This window comes from Falsiroseomonas sp. HW251, from assembly GCF_050563545.1.
Taxonomy (GTDB): Bacteria; Pseudomonadota; Alphaproteobacteria; order Acetobacterales; family Acetobacteraceae; genus Falsiroseomonas.
The window spans coordinates 116,060-130,709 of sequence record NZ_JBNXUM010000003.1 but is presented as its reverse complement, the minus strand read 5'-3'; the positions used below and the strand labels follow the sequence as shown (position 1 = coordinate 130,709).

Below are 14,650 nucleotides of genomic sequence, written 5' to 3'. Positions count from 1 at the left end.
ATCACCACTAGATGTTCGCACGCAAGACCATCCTCGCCGCCGCCGGCGCATTGTCCATTGTGCTGCCCGCCGCCGCCCAGCCGATCCCGGTCGGGCACCTCATGGACAATTCGGGTGCCACCAGCGACGTCGGCGTGCCCTATGGCGAGGGCGTGCGCGACGCGCTGAACTGGGTGAACGCGACGCGCAACGGCATCAACGGCCGGCGCCTGAACGTGCTGGGCTTCGACTACGGCTACCAGGCGCCGCGCGCGGTCAGCCAGTACCAGGCCTGGTCGCGCGACCGGGTCGTCGCCATCCAGGGCTGGGGCACGGCCGACACCGAAGCGCTGGTGCGCTTCGTCACGCGCGACCGCATCCCCTTCATCTCCGGGTCCTATTCCGCCGCGCTGACCGATGCCGGCGCGCGGAGCGGCCGCCAGGGCGTGGAGGCCGCGCCCTATAACTTCTTCTACGGCCCGTCCTATTCCGACGCGCTGCGCGGGATGCTGATCTGGGCCAAGCAGGATTGGGAAAGCCGCAACCAGCAGGGGCGGCCGAAATACGTCCACATGGGCGCCAACCACCCCTACCCGAACTCGCCCAAGGAAGCCGGCGAGACTCTGGCCCGCGAGCTCGGCTTCGACGTGCTGCCCGCGATCCAGTTCGCGCTGACGCCCGGCGACTACACCGCGCAATGCCTGACCTTGCGCCAGCAGGGCGCGAACTACGCCTATCTCGGCAACACCGCGGGGTCCAACATCTCCGTCCTCAGGGCCTGCCAGACCGCGGGCGTGCAGGTGCAGTTCCTCGGCAACGTCTGGGGCATGGACGAGAACGCGATGAAGGCGGCCGGCACCGCGGCCAACGGCGTCGTCTTCCCCGTCCGCACCGCCACCGTCTGGGGCCAGGACGCGCCGGGCATGCAGGCGCTGCGCGCGATCTCCCGCACCTCCGACCAGGCCGGCATGGCGTATCGTCCTGTCCACTACCTCGCCGGCGTCTGCGCGGCGATGCTGATGGTCGAAGCGATGGACACCGCCGGCGCTAATGGCGGCGCCATCGACGGCACGCGCATCCGCGACGGCTTCTACGCCCGGCAGAACTGGGTGCCGGCGGGCTTCGACGGGGTCTGCGTGCCGTCCACCTTCACCGCCACCGACCATCGCGGGACGATGCGCGTCGGGCTCTATCGCGCGCGTGTCTCGGGCGACACCTCGAACGGCACGGTCGCCGAACTCATGCAGAACGGCACCATGCGGCTCGAGCCCGTGACGACGATCAACCTGGATCGCCGCAACGACTGGCTGGGCTGGTGAGCCAGGCCTCGACGCTCGACAGCAAGGCTCCGCAGGCAACTGCGGAGCCGCCGCTGCTCGAGGTCAACAACATTGAGGTCGTCTACAACGACGTCATTCTGGTGCTGCGCGGCCTTTCGCTGGCCGTGCCAAAGGGGAAGATCGTCGCACTGCTCGGTGCCAACGGCGCGGGCAAGTCCACCACGCTCAAGGCCATCTCGGGCCTGCTGAAATCCGAGGAGGGCGAGGTCACGCGCGGCGAAATCCGCTTTGCCGGCGAGCGTCTCAACGGGATCGAGGCGCACCAGATCGTCCGCAAGGGCGTCTTCCAGGTCATGGAGGGCCGCCGGATCGTCGCCGACATGACCTGCCTCGAGAACCTCCGCCTCGGCGCCTTCACGCGCAGCGACGGCGGCGTGAAGTCCGACATCGAGATGGTCTATGCCTACTTCCCGCGGCTGAAGGAACGCACGGGCCTGGCCGGCTATCTCTCGGGCGGGGAGCAGCAGATGCTGGCGATCGGCCGCGCACTGATGGCCCGCCCGAAGCTGATCCTGATGGACGAGCCCTCCATGGGCCTGTCGCCGTTGCTGGTGAAGGAGGTCTTCGGGATAATCCGCCGCCTCAACGAGGAACTCGGCATCACCATCCTGCTGGTTGAGCAGAACGCCCGCATGGCGCTTTCCGTCGCGAGCTACGGCTATGTGATGGAGCAGGGAAAGGTCGTGCTGGACGGGACGGCCCAGGCGCTGGCGGATAATGAGGACGTCAAGGAGTTCTACCTCGGGGGCCACGGCGCGGAACGCAAATCCTTCCGCAACCTGAAGTCCTACAAGCGACGGAAACGCTGGCTGTGAAGCACTATGACGGGCTCGAGACCCGGACGGCTTCGGCACGCACCGCCGCACTGGCCGTGCAGCTTCCCGCCGCCATCGCGCGCGCGCAGCTTTCGGTCGCCTATCACGACCTGCTGCACGACGTGCACGCCCAGGGCGTGGTGGACCTCGAGGTCCTGTCGCACCTGCCCGTCACCCGCAAATCCGACCTGATCCGCCTGCAGGCGGAGGCGCCGCCGCTCGGCGGCTTCAACGTCACGCCCTTCCGCGACATGGCTCGCGTCTTCGCCTCGCCCGGCCCGATCCACGAGGCGCAGGCCGAGGGCGCCGATCCCTGGCGCTTCGCCCGTGCGCTCCACGCGACCGGGCTGCGGCGCGGGCAGTTGCTGCACAATTGCTTCGCCTACCATTTCACCCCCGCGGGCATGATGCTGGAGAGCGGCGCCCGCGCGCTGGGCTGCCCCGTCTTTCCCGCCGGCCCTGGCAACACCGAAGCGCAGGCGCGCTCGGCAGCGCATCTGAAGCCCGCCTGCTACGCCGGCACGCCGGACTACCTGAAGGCGATCCTGGAAGCGGGCGACGCGCTCGGCCTGGACCTGTCGTCCTTCCGGCTGGGCCACGTCACCGGCGGCGCCTACCTGCCGGCGATGCGAAGCTTCTATGCCGAGCGCGGCCTGACCGTGCTGCAGAGCTACGGCACCGCCGATCTCGGCCTGATCGCCTATGAGTCCGAGGCGCGCGAGGGCCTGGTCGTGGACGAGGACGTCGTCGTCGAGATCGTCCGCCCAGGCACCGGCGATCCCGTGCCCGAAGGCGAGGTTGGCGAGGTCCTGGTGACACTGCTCGACAGCCCCGATCCGCTGATCCGTTTCGCCACCGGCGACCTCTCCGCGATCCTGTCGGGTCCGTCTCCCTGCGGCCGCACCAACGCGCGCATCAAGGGCTGGATGGGCCGCGCCGACCAGGCGACCAAGGTGCGCGGGATGTTCGTCCGTCCGGAACAGGTGGCCGAGGTCATGCGCGCCCATCCCGGCCTCGGTCGCGTGCGCCTGGTCGTCGGCAGCGAGCAGGGCCGGGACACCATGGTCCTGCGGGTCGAGGCGCCGGTTCGCGACGCCGCGCTGGTCGAGAGCCTCGCGCGGTCGTTGCATGGCATCACGCGCCTCCGCGGCGAGGTGCGCCTGGAAGAACCGGGCGCCCTGCCTAACGACGGCAAGGTCATCGAGGACACGCGGCCGACATGACGGCTCTGCTGCCGCCTGGCGACAGCTACGACGAGATCCGCCAGTCCTTCCGCTGGAACCTGCCCGCCCGCTGCAATATCGCCGAGGAAGCCTGCGACCGCTGGGTTGGGTCCGGCCGCACGGCGCTGATCCACCTACGCGACGACGGCGCGGCCGAAACCATCACCTTCGACGACCTCCACCGGCGCGCCTGTCGCCTGGCGAACGTCCTCGAAGCGCATGGAATCGCGCGCGGCGACCGCATCGGCGTGCTGTTGCCGCAATCGCCGGAGGCGGCGGTCGCGCATCTCGCGGCGTATCGCATGGGTGCGATCGCCGTGCCGCTCTTCTTGCTCTTCGGCGAGGATGCGCTGCACTACCGCCTGACGGATTGCGGCGCGGCGGCACTGGTCACCGATCAGGCGGGCTTGGCGAAGATCTCGGCCATCCGCGACGGGCTGCCGGCGCTGCGGACCGTGCTCGCGGTCGGCGGCGGCGGCGCGCTCGACCTCCATGCGGAGATGGCGCGGGCGCGCGACGCCCACGACTGCGTGGCGACCGGGCCCGACGATCCCGCGCTGATCATCTACACCTCCGGCACCACCGGCAGCCCCAAGGGCGCGCTGCACGGCCATCGCGTGCTGCGCGGCCACCTGCCCGGCGTCGAGCTTCCGCAGGAGCGCTTCCCGCAGCCCGGCGACCTGTTCTGGACACCGGCGGACTGGGCCTGGATCGGCGGCTTGCTCGATGTGCTGCTGCCCAGCCTCTTCCACGGCGTGCCCGTCCTGGCGCACCGCATGCAGAAGTTCGACCCCGAGCAGGCCTTCGCCATCATGGCGAAGCACGAGGTGCGAAACGCATTCCTGCCGCCCACCGCGCTCAAGATGATGCGCGGCGTCGCCGATTCCACACGCTTCGGCCACAAGCTCCGCAGCATAGGCTCCGGCGGCGAGACGCTGGGCGCGGAGATGCTGGACTGGGGCCGCGCGGCCTTCGGCCTGACCATCAACGAATTCTACGGCCAGACCGAGTGCAATCTGGTGGTCTCGAACTGCGCGGGCCTCTTTCCGGTGAAGCCAGGCAGCATGGGCCGCGCTGTCCCGGGTCATCAGGTCACGCTGCTCGGCGGTGTCGGCCTGCCTGTGCCCGCCGGCACCGAAGGCGTCGTCGCGATCCGCGCGCCCGATCCCGTGATGTTCCTCGGCTACTGGAACCGCCCCGAGGAGACGAAGGCCAAGTTCCGCGGCACCTGGATGGTCACCGGCGACCGCGCCGTCATGGACGAGCAGGGCTACCTCTTCTTCGTCGGCCGCGACGACGACGTCATCACCTCCGCAGGCTACCGGATCGGACCCGGCGAGGTCGAGGATTGCCTGCTCCGCCACCCCGCCGTCGCGCTCGCCGCCGTCATCGGCCTGCCCGACGGCGAGCGAACCGAGCGCGTCACCGCGGTGATCGTCGCCAAGCCTGGCGTCGAGACCGGCCCTGCTCTCGCCGCGGAGATCCAGGACTTCGTCCGAACCCGCCTGGCCGCGCATCTCTACCCCCGCCAGGTCGAGTTCCGCGACGCCTTGCCGCAGACCGCGACCGGCAAGATCATGCGCGGCGTGCTGCGCCAGGAACTGAGCGCGAGGGGATAGGCCATGGCCGCCAACCAGATGCCCATGCTCGACCACGAGCTCGGCGACGAGATCGACGCGCTGCGCGACACCACCCGCGCCTTCTCCGACGAACGCATCGCGCCGATCGCCGCCGAGATCGACCGCACGGACGAGTTTCCTCGCCATCTTTGGCCGGAGATGGGAGCGCTCGGCCTGCACGGGATCACGGTCCCCGAGGAGTATGGGGGCTCGGGCATGGGCTACCTCGCCCACACCGTCGCCATGGAGGAGGTCAGCCGCGCCAGCGCCAGCGTCGGCCTGTCCTACGGCGCGCATTCCAACCTCTGCGTCAACCAGATCCGCCTCAATGGCACCGAGGAGCAGCGGCGCCGCTACCTGCCGAAGCTCGTCTCCGGCGAGCATCTCGGCGCGCTCGCGATGTCCGAACCCGGCGCCGGATCCGACGTCGTCTCGATGAAGCTGCGGGCGGAGAAGCGCGGCGACCGCTGGATCCTGAACGGCACCAAGCTCTGGATCACGAACGCCCACTACGCCGAGACGATGGTGGTCTACGCCCGGACCGACCCCGACGCCGGCCCAAATGGCATCACCGCCTTCATCGTGCAGCGCGACTTCAAGGGCTTCCGCGCGGCGCAGAAGCTTGACAAGCTCGGCATGCGCGGCAGCCCGACGAGCGAGCTTGTCTTCCAGGATTGCGAGGTGCCGGCGGAGAACGTGCTCGGCCAGGTCAATGGCGGCGTGCGCGTGCTGATGTCGGGTCTGGACTATGAACGCGCGGTGCTCGCCGCGGGACCGATCGGGATCATCCAGTCCTGCCTCGACCTGGTCGTGCCCTACATCCACGACCGCAAGCAGTTCGGGCAGTCGATCGGCGAGTTTCAGTTCATCCAGGGCAAGGTCGCGGACATGTACACCGCGCTGAATGCCTGCCGGGCCTATGTCTACGCCGTCGCCCGCGCCTGCGACCGCGGCAAGTCCAGTCGCAAGGACGCCGCCGGCGCCATCCTCTTCGCGGCCGAGGCCGCGACCAAGGCCGCGCTCGACACGATCCAGATCCTCGGCGGCAACGGCTACATCAACGACTACCCCGCCGGCCGCCTGCTGCGCGACGCCAAGCTCTACGAGATCGGCGCTGGCACCAGCGAGATCCGCCGCCTGCTGATCGGGCGCGAAATCTTCCGGGAGACGGCCTAGGCGGCCCAGAGGAGACCGTTGCCCTGCCCGGACCCGACCTGCAGAGGCCTACAGGCGGAAGTATCCGGCCAGCGCCGCGATGACGAAGCCAGTCAGCAGCACCAGCGCCACCACCCAGGGCCAATCCATGCGGAAGGCATCCAGCGCGCTGCTTGCATGGCGCCTGCCCATATGGTCGATCCCGGCATCGGCATCGGCATAGGCCTGCTCGGTCTCGATCAGCGACGGGGCGTGGGCATGGATCGGTTCGGTGCGCATGCGGGACAGCTCTTTTCTGTCAGAAGCCCCGCAACGCCGCTGCGACACGGAGGTTGCCGAGGCGCCTTCGCCTCGCCATCTTCGGCCCGGAACAAGAGGAGGCAGGCATGGCCGGAGTGCCCGACGTGAGCCCGCGTGCGACCTGGCAGGAACTCGCGCAGGATCCGAAGGCCGTCCTCGTCGACGTGCGCACGGATGCCGAGTGGAACTTCGTCGGCGTGCCGGACCTCGACGGGATCGGCAAGCAGGTCGTGCTGATCCCGTGGCAGGTCTATCCAAGCATGCAGGTCAACGGCGCCTTCGCCGAGCATCTGCACCGCGCCGGCGCATCCGCCGACAGCAAGCTCTACTTCATCTGCCGATCCGGCGCGCGGTCGCTGGCCGCCGGCCAGGCCGCGCAAGCCTCCGGCTTCCCGCACGCCTTCAACGTCGCCGACGGCTTTGAAGGACCGGTGGATGCGGAAGGCCATCGCGGCACCGTTGCGGGCTGGAAGGCCGACGGCCTGCCGTGGCGGCAGCGCTGAGATGGATCCGCTGCCTCTCGATGCCGACTTCCTGTTCCGGATGGTCATGACGGTCGAGGGCGCGGCCATCGGCCAGACCCCGGCCGGCGACCGCCGCGTCGGCCTCGTCACGGGCGGGCATTTCTCCGGGCCGGCGACGAAGGGCGTCGTTCTGCCCGGAGGCGCGGACTGGATGCTGACGGGGCCGGACGGCGCAACGCGGCTGGATGTGCGGGTGATGTTGCGGGCGGAGGACGGGCAGCTGATCGGCCTGACCTACACCGGCATCCGCGCCGGCCCGCCGGATGTGCTGGCCAGGCTCGCGGCCGGCGAGGCGGTGGACCCCGCGACCTACTACATGCGCACCGCCCTTCGCTTCGAGACGGGCCCGGGTCCGCTGGAATGGTTGAACCGCGTCATTGGCGTCGCGGTCGGCCAGCGCCCGCCGCAGGGGCCGATCTACGACGTCTATGCGATCCGTTAGGCCGATCGGGTTCATGCCTCCGGCGCCGGCGCTCAGCGCTCGCTCCGCCCCAGCGGCGCTCCGATCGTCCGACTAACGGCGCGACGCGAGTTGCCGGTTCTCCAGCCGCGACAGTAGCCGCACGAAAGGCCAGAGCAGGACGAAATAGGCGACCGCGGCCACCATGATCGGCGTCGCGTTGTAGGTCGCGCTCTGCGCCTGGCGCGCCTGGAACAGCAGTTCCGGCAGGGCGACGACGGAAGCGATGGAGGTCAGCTTCACCACCTCGACCGTGTTGCCGATGAGGTCGGGCAGCACGTTGCGCACGGCCTGCGGCAGCACGATGAACACCCAGACCTGCCAGGGACGCAGGCCGAGCGCGCGCCCTGCCTCGGCCTGGCCGCGCGGCACGCTCTCGATGCCGGCGCGGAGGATCTCGGCGTAGTAGGCGCCGGTGTTCAGCATGAAGGCGATCGCGACCGAGCCCCAGGCGCCAAACTCGAGCCCCGCGAAGGGCAGGCCCGCATAGACCAGGATCAGCAGCACCAGCGGCGGGATGGCGCGGAAGACGTCGATGAAGCCGACCAGCGGCCAGCGCACCCAGCGCTCCGGCCGCGTCGAGAGCAGCGCCAGCACCAGCCCCGCGAGGAGCCCGAGCGGCACGGTGGTCAGCGCCAGCAGCACCGTCTTCTGGAAGCCGAGCCACAGGATCGGCCACGCGGCCTGCGCAATCTCGGGGTCGAAGAAGGCGTCGAGGAAGTCCTGCATCAGTGCTTCCAGCGCAGCCGCGATTCGAGCAAGCGCGAAGCAACGACGACCGGCAGGAAGAGCAGGAGATAGGCGATCGCGCCCAGCATCAACGGGGTCGGGTTGCCGGAGAAGGCCATGCCGGATTGCGCCGCGCCCAGGATCTCCGACACCGCGACGACCGAGCCGAGTGCCGTGCCCTTGGTGATCGCGATGGTGCGGTTGGTCAGCGGCGGGATGGCGATGCGCAGCGCCTGCGGCAGCACGATCAGACGCATGGTGGGCAGGAAATGCAGGCCGAGCGCGCGGCCCGCTTCCCACTGCCCCTTCGGCACGGCGCAGATCGAGCCCCAGAAGATCTCCTCGGCGAAGGCCATGAGGACGAGCGTCAGCGACAGCCAGGTCGCCCAGAAGCCGGAGAAGCCGATGCCGGCCGCGGGCAGGCCGAAGTAGATCAGCACGATGACGACGAGAGGCGGCAGGGCGCGGAAAAGGTCCACTACGAAGACGATCGCCCAATTGACCGGCCGGATGGCCAGCGTACGGATGACCGCCAGCAGAAGCCCGAGCGCGAGCCCCGCGACGATGATCAGCGCGGCGAGGGCAATGGTGACGAACAGGCCTTCGACGATCTTCGGCCAGTACTCCGCCGCGATGCGCGCGTTCAGGAAGGAAAAGGCGAAGCCTTCCCAGCCCTTCACGAACGCGACCTCCCCCGCCCGATGATCTCCCTCCCCTGCATGCGGAGGAGGGTCAGGGTGGGGGTGCTTCGCTCAGCGTGTCGCCTGTCCTCGAACCCCCACCTTAGCCCTCCCCCGCAAGCGGGGGAGGGAAGCGCTGGCGCGGGGGAGGTCAACGTCGTGATCAGCAACGCGGCTCACGCGGCGTCGGATCGTAGCCAGCCATCCCCGGAACGCCCGTGCCCGGGAACACCGTGTTCTCCGCGTCGTCCGGCGCCGGCGCCGTGCCGAACCATTGCTGCGACAGCCGCGCGATAGTGCCGTCGCGCTTCATGCACTCCAGTGCGTTCTCCAGCTGCGCGCGCATCTCCGTGGCACCCATCGGCAGCACAGCCGACCAGTGCGCGCGGGTCTCGGTGATCACGAAGTCCGGCACGAATTGCGGCGTACGCGTCGCGGCGTAGCGCACCACCGTATTGCCGCCGAGATTGGCGTAGGCCCGGCCCGAAACCACCGCCTGCACCGCGTCGCTCTGGGTGTCGTAGGTCTGCACGGTGAAGCCGTAGCGCGCCGCATTCTGCGTCGCCCAGGCATCATAGGCGCTCCCCTTGTTCACGCTGATCGCCTTGCCGCGGAGGTCCTCGAGGCTGGTGATCGGCGCGGAGCCCCGGCGGATGCCGAACTGGAAGCTGGTGTAGAGGTAGCCTTCGGTCAGCAGCATGGATTGCGCGCGCTCCGCCGTCGCGGTCACCGGCGCGCAGAGGAAGTCGTAGCGGCCGGCGTTCATCGCCGGGATCAGGCCGGAGAAGCTGGCGCTGTCGATCGTGATCTCGCGCCCCATGCGCCGCGCGGCCTCTCGGAAGAGGTCGACGTTGAAGCCCTGCACGCCGCCCTGAAGCGTCGGGAAGGCGTGCGGGGCGAAGGTGCCGTCCACCGCGCAGCGGAGCGGGGGCTGGCCCTGGGCCAGGGCCGGGCCGGCCAAGGCCAGGCAGAACAGGGCTGCGATCAGGCTGCGCCGCATCGGTTTTCTCCTTCGGGATCGGCGGGGAATGTCCCACCCCGGAGCGCGCCGCGCCACGCACCCCGGGCATGGGTGCAGAATAGATAATGCATCAATCGCCACAATCCGGCCCCGCCCGGGTCGCTTCCGCGCCGTCCTGCCTGCGTAGAAGGCACAGGATCGCTTCACGCCTCCAGCCCGGGATACCCCACCCCATGCCCCGCCTCGCCCTCGGCCTCGTCGTCGTCGGCCTGCTCGCCGTCCTCCTCACCGTCCTGCTCGTGATGGGCGAGGCGACGCTGCCCGGCCGCCTGCCGCCGCTGGTCGCGGCGCTGCTGGCCGGTGTCGGTGGCGTGTCGCTGGTGACGGGCCTCAGCCTGCTGGAGCCGCGCGGCGCCGACGCGTCACAGGCGACGAAGCGCGCGATCGGCTGACTGGCAGCCAGCTACGCCTGCCGCCTGAGGGCGAAGGCGCGTCCTCAGACCTTCTCGGGGTAGAGGGCTGCGATGCCGGCTTCGGACGCCTCGGTGCGGCCGCGCTCCGTGATCAGCCCCGTGACCAGGCGGGAAGGGGTGACGTCGAAGGCGGGGTTGGCCGCGGGGCTGCCTTCGGCCACGACGCGGATCGTCTCGATCCTGCCGTCGGCGGTGCGGCCGGTCAGATCGGTGACCTCGGCGTCCGCCCGCTCCTCGATCGGGATCTCCGCAACGCCGTCGCGCACCTGCATGTCGAGGGTAGAATGGGGCAGGGCGACCCAGAACGGCACGCCGTTGTCCCGCGCCGCCAACGCCTTGAGGTAGGTGCCGATCTTGTTGGCGACGTCGCCCTGCCGCGTCACGCGGTCCGTGCCGACGATGCAGATGTCCACCTTGCCATGCTGCATGAGGTGCCCGCCGGCATTGTCGGCAACGACGGTGTGCCTGACGCCGTGCTTGCCGAGTTCGAAGGCCGTGAGCGCCGCGCCCTGGTTGCGCGGCCTGGTCTCGTCCACCCAGACATGCACATCGAGGCCGAGATCATGCGCCTGGAAGATCGGGGACAGGGCGGTGCCATAGTCCACGGTTGCCAGCCAGCCCGCGTTGCAATGGGTCAGCACGTTCACCCGGCCCTTCCGGCCCGCGATTTCCTGCAGCAGCGGGAGGCCGTGCTCTCCGATCTTGCGGCAGGTCTCTACGTCGTCGTCGCAGATCGCCGCGGCCTCGGCATAGGCAGCCGCGACGCGGTCCGCCGCCGGCAGGTTGTGCAGCGCCGCCCGGATCCGCTGCAACGCCCAGTGCAGGTTGATCGCGGTCGGCCGGGTCTTCCCCAGCATCTCGACCACATGGTCCAGCCTGGCAGTGGACGCATCCCGCCGCATCGCCAGCGCCACGCCATAGGCGGCGACCGCCCCGATCAGTGGCGCGCCGCGCGTCTGCATGGAGCGGATGGCTTGCGCCGCCTGGTCCTCGTCGACCAGGCGCAGAATCTCGATGGCCCAGGGCAGCCTGGTCTGGTCGAAGATCCGGACGGACCAGCCGTCCTCGCGATCCACCCACACGCTGCGATAGGACACGCCGTCGATCTTCATCGAAGCCTCAGATCCGCTGGTGGAGCGCGCAGACCAGGGTGAAGAGCCGCCGCGCCGTCTCGAAATCCAGCTCGATCCGTCCCGAGAGCCGCTCGATCAGGAGCGTCGCGCCCTCGTTGTGCAGGCCGCGCCTGCCCATGTCGATGGCCTGGATCCGCGTCTCGTTCGCGCCTTCTGCGACCGCCTTCTCGTGGCTTTCGACGACGAGGTGATAGTCCTTGATCAGCCGCCGGAACGGACCGAGGGCGAGCACCAGCGCCCGCAGCGGCTGGTCGCCGGCGTCGCGGATGTCGAAGCCCAGCCTGCCGTCGCGCACGGTCAGCGACAGCACGAAGGGAGGTGCCAGGTCCTTCGGCCGGAAAACGTTGCCGGCCAGCAGGTCCTCGACGGCTTGGCGGCGATCGGCCTCGGCATAGGGGCTGGGCAGCGGCTGGGCGTCCGGCAGGACGATGCTGGTGAGGTCCCTCTCGACCATGGTCCCCCGCTAGCGGTCGCCTGGCGGCGGCGCAGCGCCATGCTCGCCTGTCATGCCGAGCCGCATCATCCAGCCCAGCGTCGCGCCCTTGATCGGGCGCAGCAGAAGCAGGCAGGCGATGGTGAAGGCGGGCAGCCAGATCGCCATGTGCACCCACATCGGCGGCATGTAGGCCTTCTCGACCCACAGAACCGGCGGCAGCAGCAGGTGCCCCGCGATGAAGATGGTGAAATAGGGCGGCGCGTCGTCGGCGCGGATCGAGCCCAGCGGCGCGTGGCAGACCGCGCATTCCGGCACGACCTTCAGGTAGCCCTGAAAGATGTGGCCCTCGCCGCAGACCGGGCAGCGGTTGCGCAGGCCGCGGCCGACCGCGGTCCAGAAGCTGGACGGTTGGACATAGGGCAGGGCGGGTGCCGAGCGATCGGGCTCCCAGCGCATGAGGCGTTCCTTCCGGCGTTCTGCCCCTGACGGGACGGGGCGCGGACGGAGAATCCGCCCGCTGACCTCCTCGGGCGAGGTAGCGCCGTTGTGCAGTGCAATATGGGCTGGCCGCGTCCCGCGATCAAGTTCGCGGGTTGCGGCCCCGGCCTGCCTCGCCGATCCTCCCGCCAACGCCGTGCCGAGGGAAAGGCTGCCATGACGGAGCGCATCCTGGTCGTGAACCCGAATGCCACGCGGTCCTGCACCGACGGGATCGCGGAGGCGCTCGCCGGCTTCGCCGCGCCCGGCCTGCCGCGGATCGAGGTGACGCAGCTCGACGGCGGCCCGCCCGCCATCGTGACCTGGCGTGACTGGTTCGCGGTGGCCGAGCCTCTCGTCCAACTGGTCCAGCGCGAGCCCGCCGCCGCCTATGTCTTCGCCTGTGTCAGCGACCCCGGCGTGGACGCCGCGCGCACGGTGACGCACGCGCCGGTCCTCGGCCCGTTGCGCAGCGCCATCGCTGCCGCCATCGCGCGGGCGGACCGCTTCGGCATCATCGCCTTCGCCGATCCTTCCATGGAGCGGCAGCGACGGACCCTTGCGGCAATGGGACTGGAATCGCGCCTCGCCGGCCACATCCCGCTCAACATGCCGATGGAGGTGCTGACCGACCCGGTCGCGCCGAGGGAGGCGCTGATCCGCACCGCGCGGCAGATCGTCGCGCAGGGGGCCGAGGCCGTGATCCTGGGCTGCGCCGGCATGGCCGGCCATCGCGCGGCGGTGGAGGCGGCCTGCGGCGTGCCGGTGATCGAGCCCTGCCAGGCCGCGACGGCGCTCGCCTTGCAGGCGGTGATCGCCGCGCGCCCGGCGCTGGCGCGGGCGGCGGAGTAAGGGACGATTTCGCCGATCTCTCGGGACATCGGGGCAAACCTTCTGGCACGGTAACGGTCGCCGGAAGGAACCGCCAGAGATCATGACAAGCCGACGACTGCTGCTCGCCGCCGCCCTCGCCCTGCCCGCGCCGCGCCTCGCCGCGCAGGGCGGCTTTCCGAACCGGCCGCTGCGCCTGCTCGTGCCCTTCGCACCCGGCGGCAATTCCGACACGCTGGCGCGGCTGATCCAGCCGCGCATGGCCGCGGTTCTCGGCCAGTCCGTGGTGGTGGAGAACCGTCCCGGGGCCGGTGGCGCGCTGGCGGCCGGCCAGGTCGCGTCCTCGCCGGCGGACGGCCACACGCTGCTCTTCGAATCCGCCTCCTTCGTCGTCGCCCAGTTCATCAACCGCAGCGTGCCCTTCGACTACGGCAGCGACTTCGCCGCGGTGGGCACGGTGGCGGAGGTGCCCTACATCCTCGCCGCCGCGCGCGGGGTGAACGCCGCCGACCTCCGCGGCTACCTCGCCGCGGCGCGAGCGCGCGACGGGCTGTCCTACGGCTCGCCAGGCGTGGGCAGCGTCGGCCATCTCGCCGGCGTGCTGCTGGCGCATCGCGCGGGGGTCAAGCTGGAGCACGTGCCCTATCGCGGCGGCGCCGAGGCCGCGCGCGACGTCGCGGCCGGCACGCTCGATTCCGCCATCATCACCGCGGGCTCGATCAAGCCGGTCGTGGAGAGCGGCCGCGCGGTCGCGATCGCGGTGACCGCCACGCGCCGCGGCGGGATCGAGGGCGTGCCGACCATCGCGGAGTCGGGCTTCCCCGGCTTCGACCAGACGAGCTGGAACGCTGTTTTCTGCCGCGCCGGCACGCCGGAGCCTGCGCGCCGCGCGCTGGAAGCCGCGGTGGATGCGGCGACGCGCGAGCCGGACGTGCAGTCACGCTTCGCCGTGATGGGCGCCGAGCCGACGCGGGCCGAGGCCGACGCGCTCGCGGCCCGCGTCGTGCGGGAACGTGCGCTGATCCAGGAACTGGTGCGCGAGACCGGGATCAGCCTGGGCTGATCAATCTTCCAGCACCGCGATCGCCTCGATCTCGATGAGGAAATCGGGATGCGTCAGGCGGCTGACCTCTACGCCCGTGCTGGCCGGCGGGTGGGCCGCGAAGAACTCCTCGCGCACCGCCCAGGCTTCCGGCGCGCGCGCCATGTCGGTCATGAAGGCGGTGAGCTTCACGACGTGGCGCAGATCACCGCCAGCCGCACGCAGGATCTCCCGAATGTTCAGGATCACCTGCCGCGCCTGCCCGGCCATGTCACCCTTCGCCACGACATTCCCCTGCGCATCCCGGGAAAGCTGGCCGGACACGAAGACCATGGTCCCGACTTTCACGGCCTGAGAGAAGAAGGGCGGGGTGGGCGCGCAGCCCGGCGCCTTCACAGCCTCACGCGGCATCAATAGCCTCCATCCCCTGTCCGTGGCCGCAGCCTAGACCCGAAACAGCGGCCTGGGAGGAT

Annotated in this window: 18 protein-coding genes; 10 read left to right on the top strand and 8 right to left on the bottom strand. The window is 70.2% G+C overall.

Annotation, left to right across the window (positions count from 1 at the left end; all coding sequences use genetic code 11):
• The first annotated feature begins 11 nt into the window (after positions 1–11).
• From ACLF3M_RS04290 to ACLF3M_RS04270, 5 genes are read left to right on the top strand one after another with little or no spacing between them, the layout of a single operon-like run.
• Positions 12–1,298, top strand: a complete 1,287-nt coding sequence (locus ACLF3M_RS04290; RefSeq protein ID WP_430655616.1) for an ABC transporter substrate-binding protein — start codon at positions 12–14, stop codon at positions 1,296–1,298.
• Complete coding sequence (locus ACLF3M_RS04285) at positions 1,295–2,134, top strand: ABC transporter ATP-binding protein (protein ID WP_430655615.1); 840 nt, start codon at positions 1,295–1,297, stop codon at positions 2,132–2,134. Before ACLF3M_RS04290 ends, ACLF3M_RS04285 begins: the two co-directional genes overlap by 4 nt.
• Positions 2,131–3,357 carry a phenylacetate--CoA ligase family protein gene (locus tag ACLF3M_RS04280; protein WP_430655614.1) on the top strand — a complete coding sequence of 409 codons (1,227 nt, stop codon included), beginning with the start codon at positions 2,131–2,133 and terminating at the stop codon, positions 3,355–3,357. Before ACLF3M_RS04285 ends, ACLF3M_RS04280 begins: the two co-directional genes overlap by 4 nt.
• The gene (locus tag ACLF3M_RS04275) at positions 3,354–4,976 is read left to right on the top strand and encodes an acyl-CoA synthetase (RefSeq protein ID WP_430655613.1); all 1,623 of its coding nucleotides are present in this window, start codon (positions 3,354–3,356) and stop codon (positions 4,974–4,976) included. The genes ACLF3M_RS04280 and ACLF3M_RS04275 overlap by 4 nt, the downstream gene beginning before the upstream one ends.
• A gap of 3 nt (positions 4,977–4,979) precedes the next feature.
• Positions 4,980–6,152, top strand: a complete 1,173-nt coding sequence (locus ACLF3M_RS04270; protein ID WP_430655612.1) for an isovaleryl-CoA dehydrogenase — start codon at positions 4,980–4,982, stop codon at positions 6,150–6,152.
• Positions 6,153–6,200: 48 nt separating this feature from the next.
• Here ACLF3M_RS04270 and ACLF3M_RS04265 read toward each other — a convergent pair whose 3' ends face one another.
• Positions 6,201–6,410: a hypothetical protein gene (locus ACLF3M_RS04265; protein ID WP_430655611.1), complete on the bottom strand. Its 210-nt coding sequence runs from the start codon at positions 6,408–6,410 to the stop codon at positions 6,201–6,203.
• Between the two features lie 107 nt (positions 6,411–6,517).
• Here ACLF3M_RS04265 and ACLF3M_RS04260 point away from each other — a divergent pair, with 107 nt between their 5' ends.
• A complete protein-coding gene (locus ACLF3M_RS04260) occupies positions 6,518–6,934 on the top strand; it encodes a rhodanese-like domain-containing protein (protein WP_430655610.1) in 417 nt (138 codons plus the stop codon).
• Position 6,935: 1 nt separating this feature from the next.
• Positions 6,936–7,397 (top strand): DUF3237 domain-containing protein, encoded by a 462-nt coding sequence (locus ACLF3M_RS04255; protein WP_430655609.1) that lies wholly within the window; start codon positions 6,936–6,938, stop codon positions 7,395–7,397.
• A gap of 72 nt (positions 7,398–7,469) precedes the next feature.
• Here ACLF3M_RS04255 and ACLF3M_RS04250 read toward each other — a convergent pair whose 3' ends face one another.
• The 3 genes from ACLF3M_RS04250 to ACLF3M_RS04240 all read right to left on the bottom strand — a co-directional run bounded on the left by ACLF3M_RS04250 (position 7,470) and on the right by ACLF3M_RS04240 (position 9,824).
• The gene (locus ACLF3M_RS04250; protein WP_430655608.1) at positions 7,470–8,144 is read right to left on the bottom strand and encodes an amino acid ABC transporter permease; all 675 of its coding nucleotides are present in this window, start codon (positions 8,142–8,144) and stop codon (positions 7,470–7,472) included.
• The gene (locus tag ACLF3M_RS04245) at positions 8,144–8,824 is read right to left on the bottom strand and encodes an amino acid ABC transporter permease (protein WP_430655607.1); all 681 of its coding nucleotides are present in this window, start codon (positions 8,822–8,824) and stop codon (positions 8,144–8,146) included. The genes ACLF3M_RS04250 and ACLF3M_RS04245 overlap by 1 nt, the downstream gene beginning before the upstream one ends.
• Positions 8,825–8,987: 163 nt before the next feature.
• On the bottom strand, positions 8,988–9,824 hold the full coding sequence (locus tag ACLF3M_RS04240) for a transporter substrate-binding domain-containing protein (protein ID WP_430655606.1): 837 nt from the start codon (positions 9,822–9,824) through the stop codon (positions 8,988–8,990).
• Between the two features lie 194 nt (positions 9,825–10,018).
• Between ACLF3M_RS04240 and ACLF3M_RS04235 the strand changes: the two genes are divergently transcribed.
• Complete coding sequence (locus tag ACLF3M_RS04235) at positions 10,019–10,237, top strand: hypothetical protein (protein ID WP_430655605.1); 219 nt, start codon at positions 10,019–10,021, stop codon at positions 10,235–10,237.
• A gap of 44 nt (positions 10,238–10,281) precedes the next feature.
• Here the strand turns inward: ACLF3M_RS04235 and mtnA are convergent, their stop codons facing one another.
• Genes mtnA through ACLF3M_RS04220 form a run of 3 tightly spaced genes read right to left on the bottom strand, consistent with a single transcriptional unit; the run spans position 10,282 to position 12,283 of the window.
• A complete protein-coding gene (gene mtnA, locus ACLF3M_RS04230; protein WP_430655604.1) occupies positions 10,282–11,370 on the bottom strand; it encodes an S-methyl-5-thioribose-1-phosphate isomerase in 1,089 nt (362 codons plus the stop codon).
• 7 nt (positions 11,371–11,377) lie between these two features.
• Positions 11,378–11,845, bottom strand: a complete 468-nt coding sequence (locus ACLF3M_RS04225; protein ID WP_430655603.1) for a UPF0262 family protein — start codon at positions 11,843–11,845, stop codon at positions 11,378–11,380.
• Positions 11,846–11,854: 9 nt separating this feature from the next.
• Complete coding sequence (locus ACLF3M_RS04220) at positions 11,855–12,283, bottom strand: DUF983 domain-containing protein (RefSeq protein WP_430655602.1); 429 nt, start codon at positions 12,281–12,283, stop codon at positions 11,855–11,857.
• Positions 12,284–12,481: 198 nt separating this feature from the next.
• Here ACLF3M_RS04220 and ACLF3M_RS04215 point away from each other — a divergent pair, with 198 nt between their 5' ends.
• Positions 12,482–13,156 carry an aspartate/glutamate racemase family protein gene (locus tag ACLF3M_RS04215; RefSeq protein ID WP_430655601.1) on the top strand — a complete coding sequence of 225 codons (675 nt, stop codon included), beginning with the start codon at positions 12,482–12,484 and terminating at the stop codon, positions 13,154–13,156.
• Between the two features lie 82 nt (positions 13,157–13,238).
• Entirely contained in the window at positions 13,239–14,198 is a 960-nt protein-coding gene (locus tag ACLF3M_RS04210; protein WP_430655600.1) for a tripartite tricarboxylate transporter substrate-binding protein, read from the top strand.
• Here ACLF3M_RS04210 and ACLF3M_RS04205 read toward each other — a convergent pair whose 3' ends face one another.
• On the bottom strand, positions 14,199–14,588 hold the full coding sequence (locus ACLF3M_RS04205; protein WP_430655599.1) for a RidA family protein: 390 nt from the start codon (positions 14,586–14,588) through the stop codon (positions 14,199–14,201). It lies immediately after the preceding gene.
• Positions 14,589–14,650 lie beyond the last annotated feature (62 nt).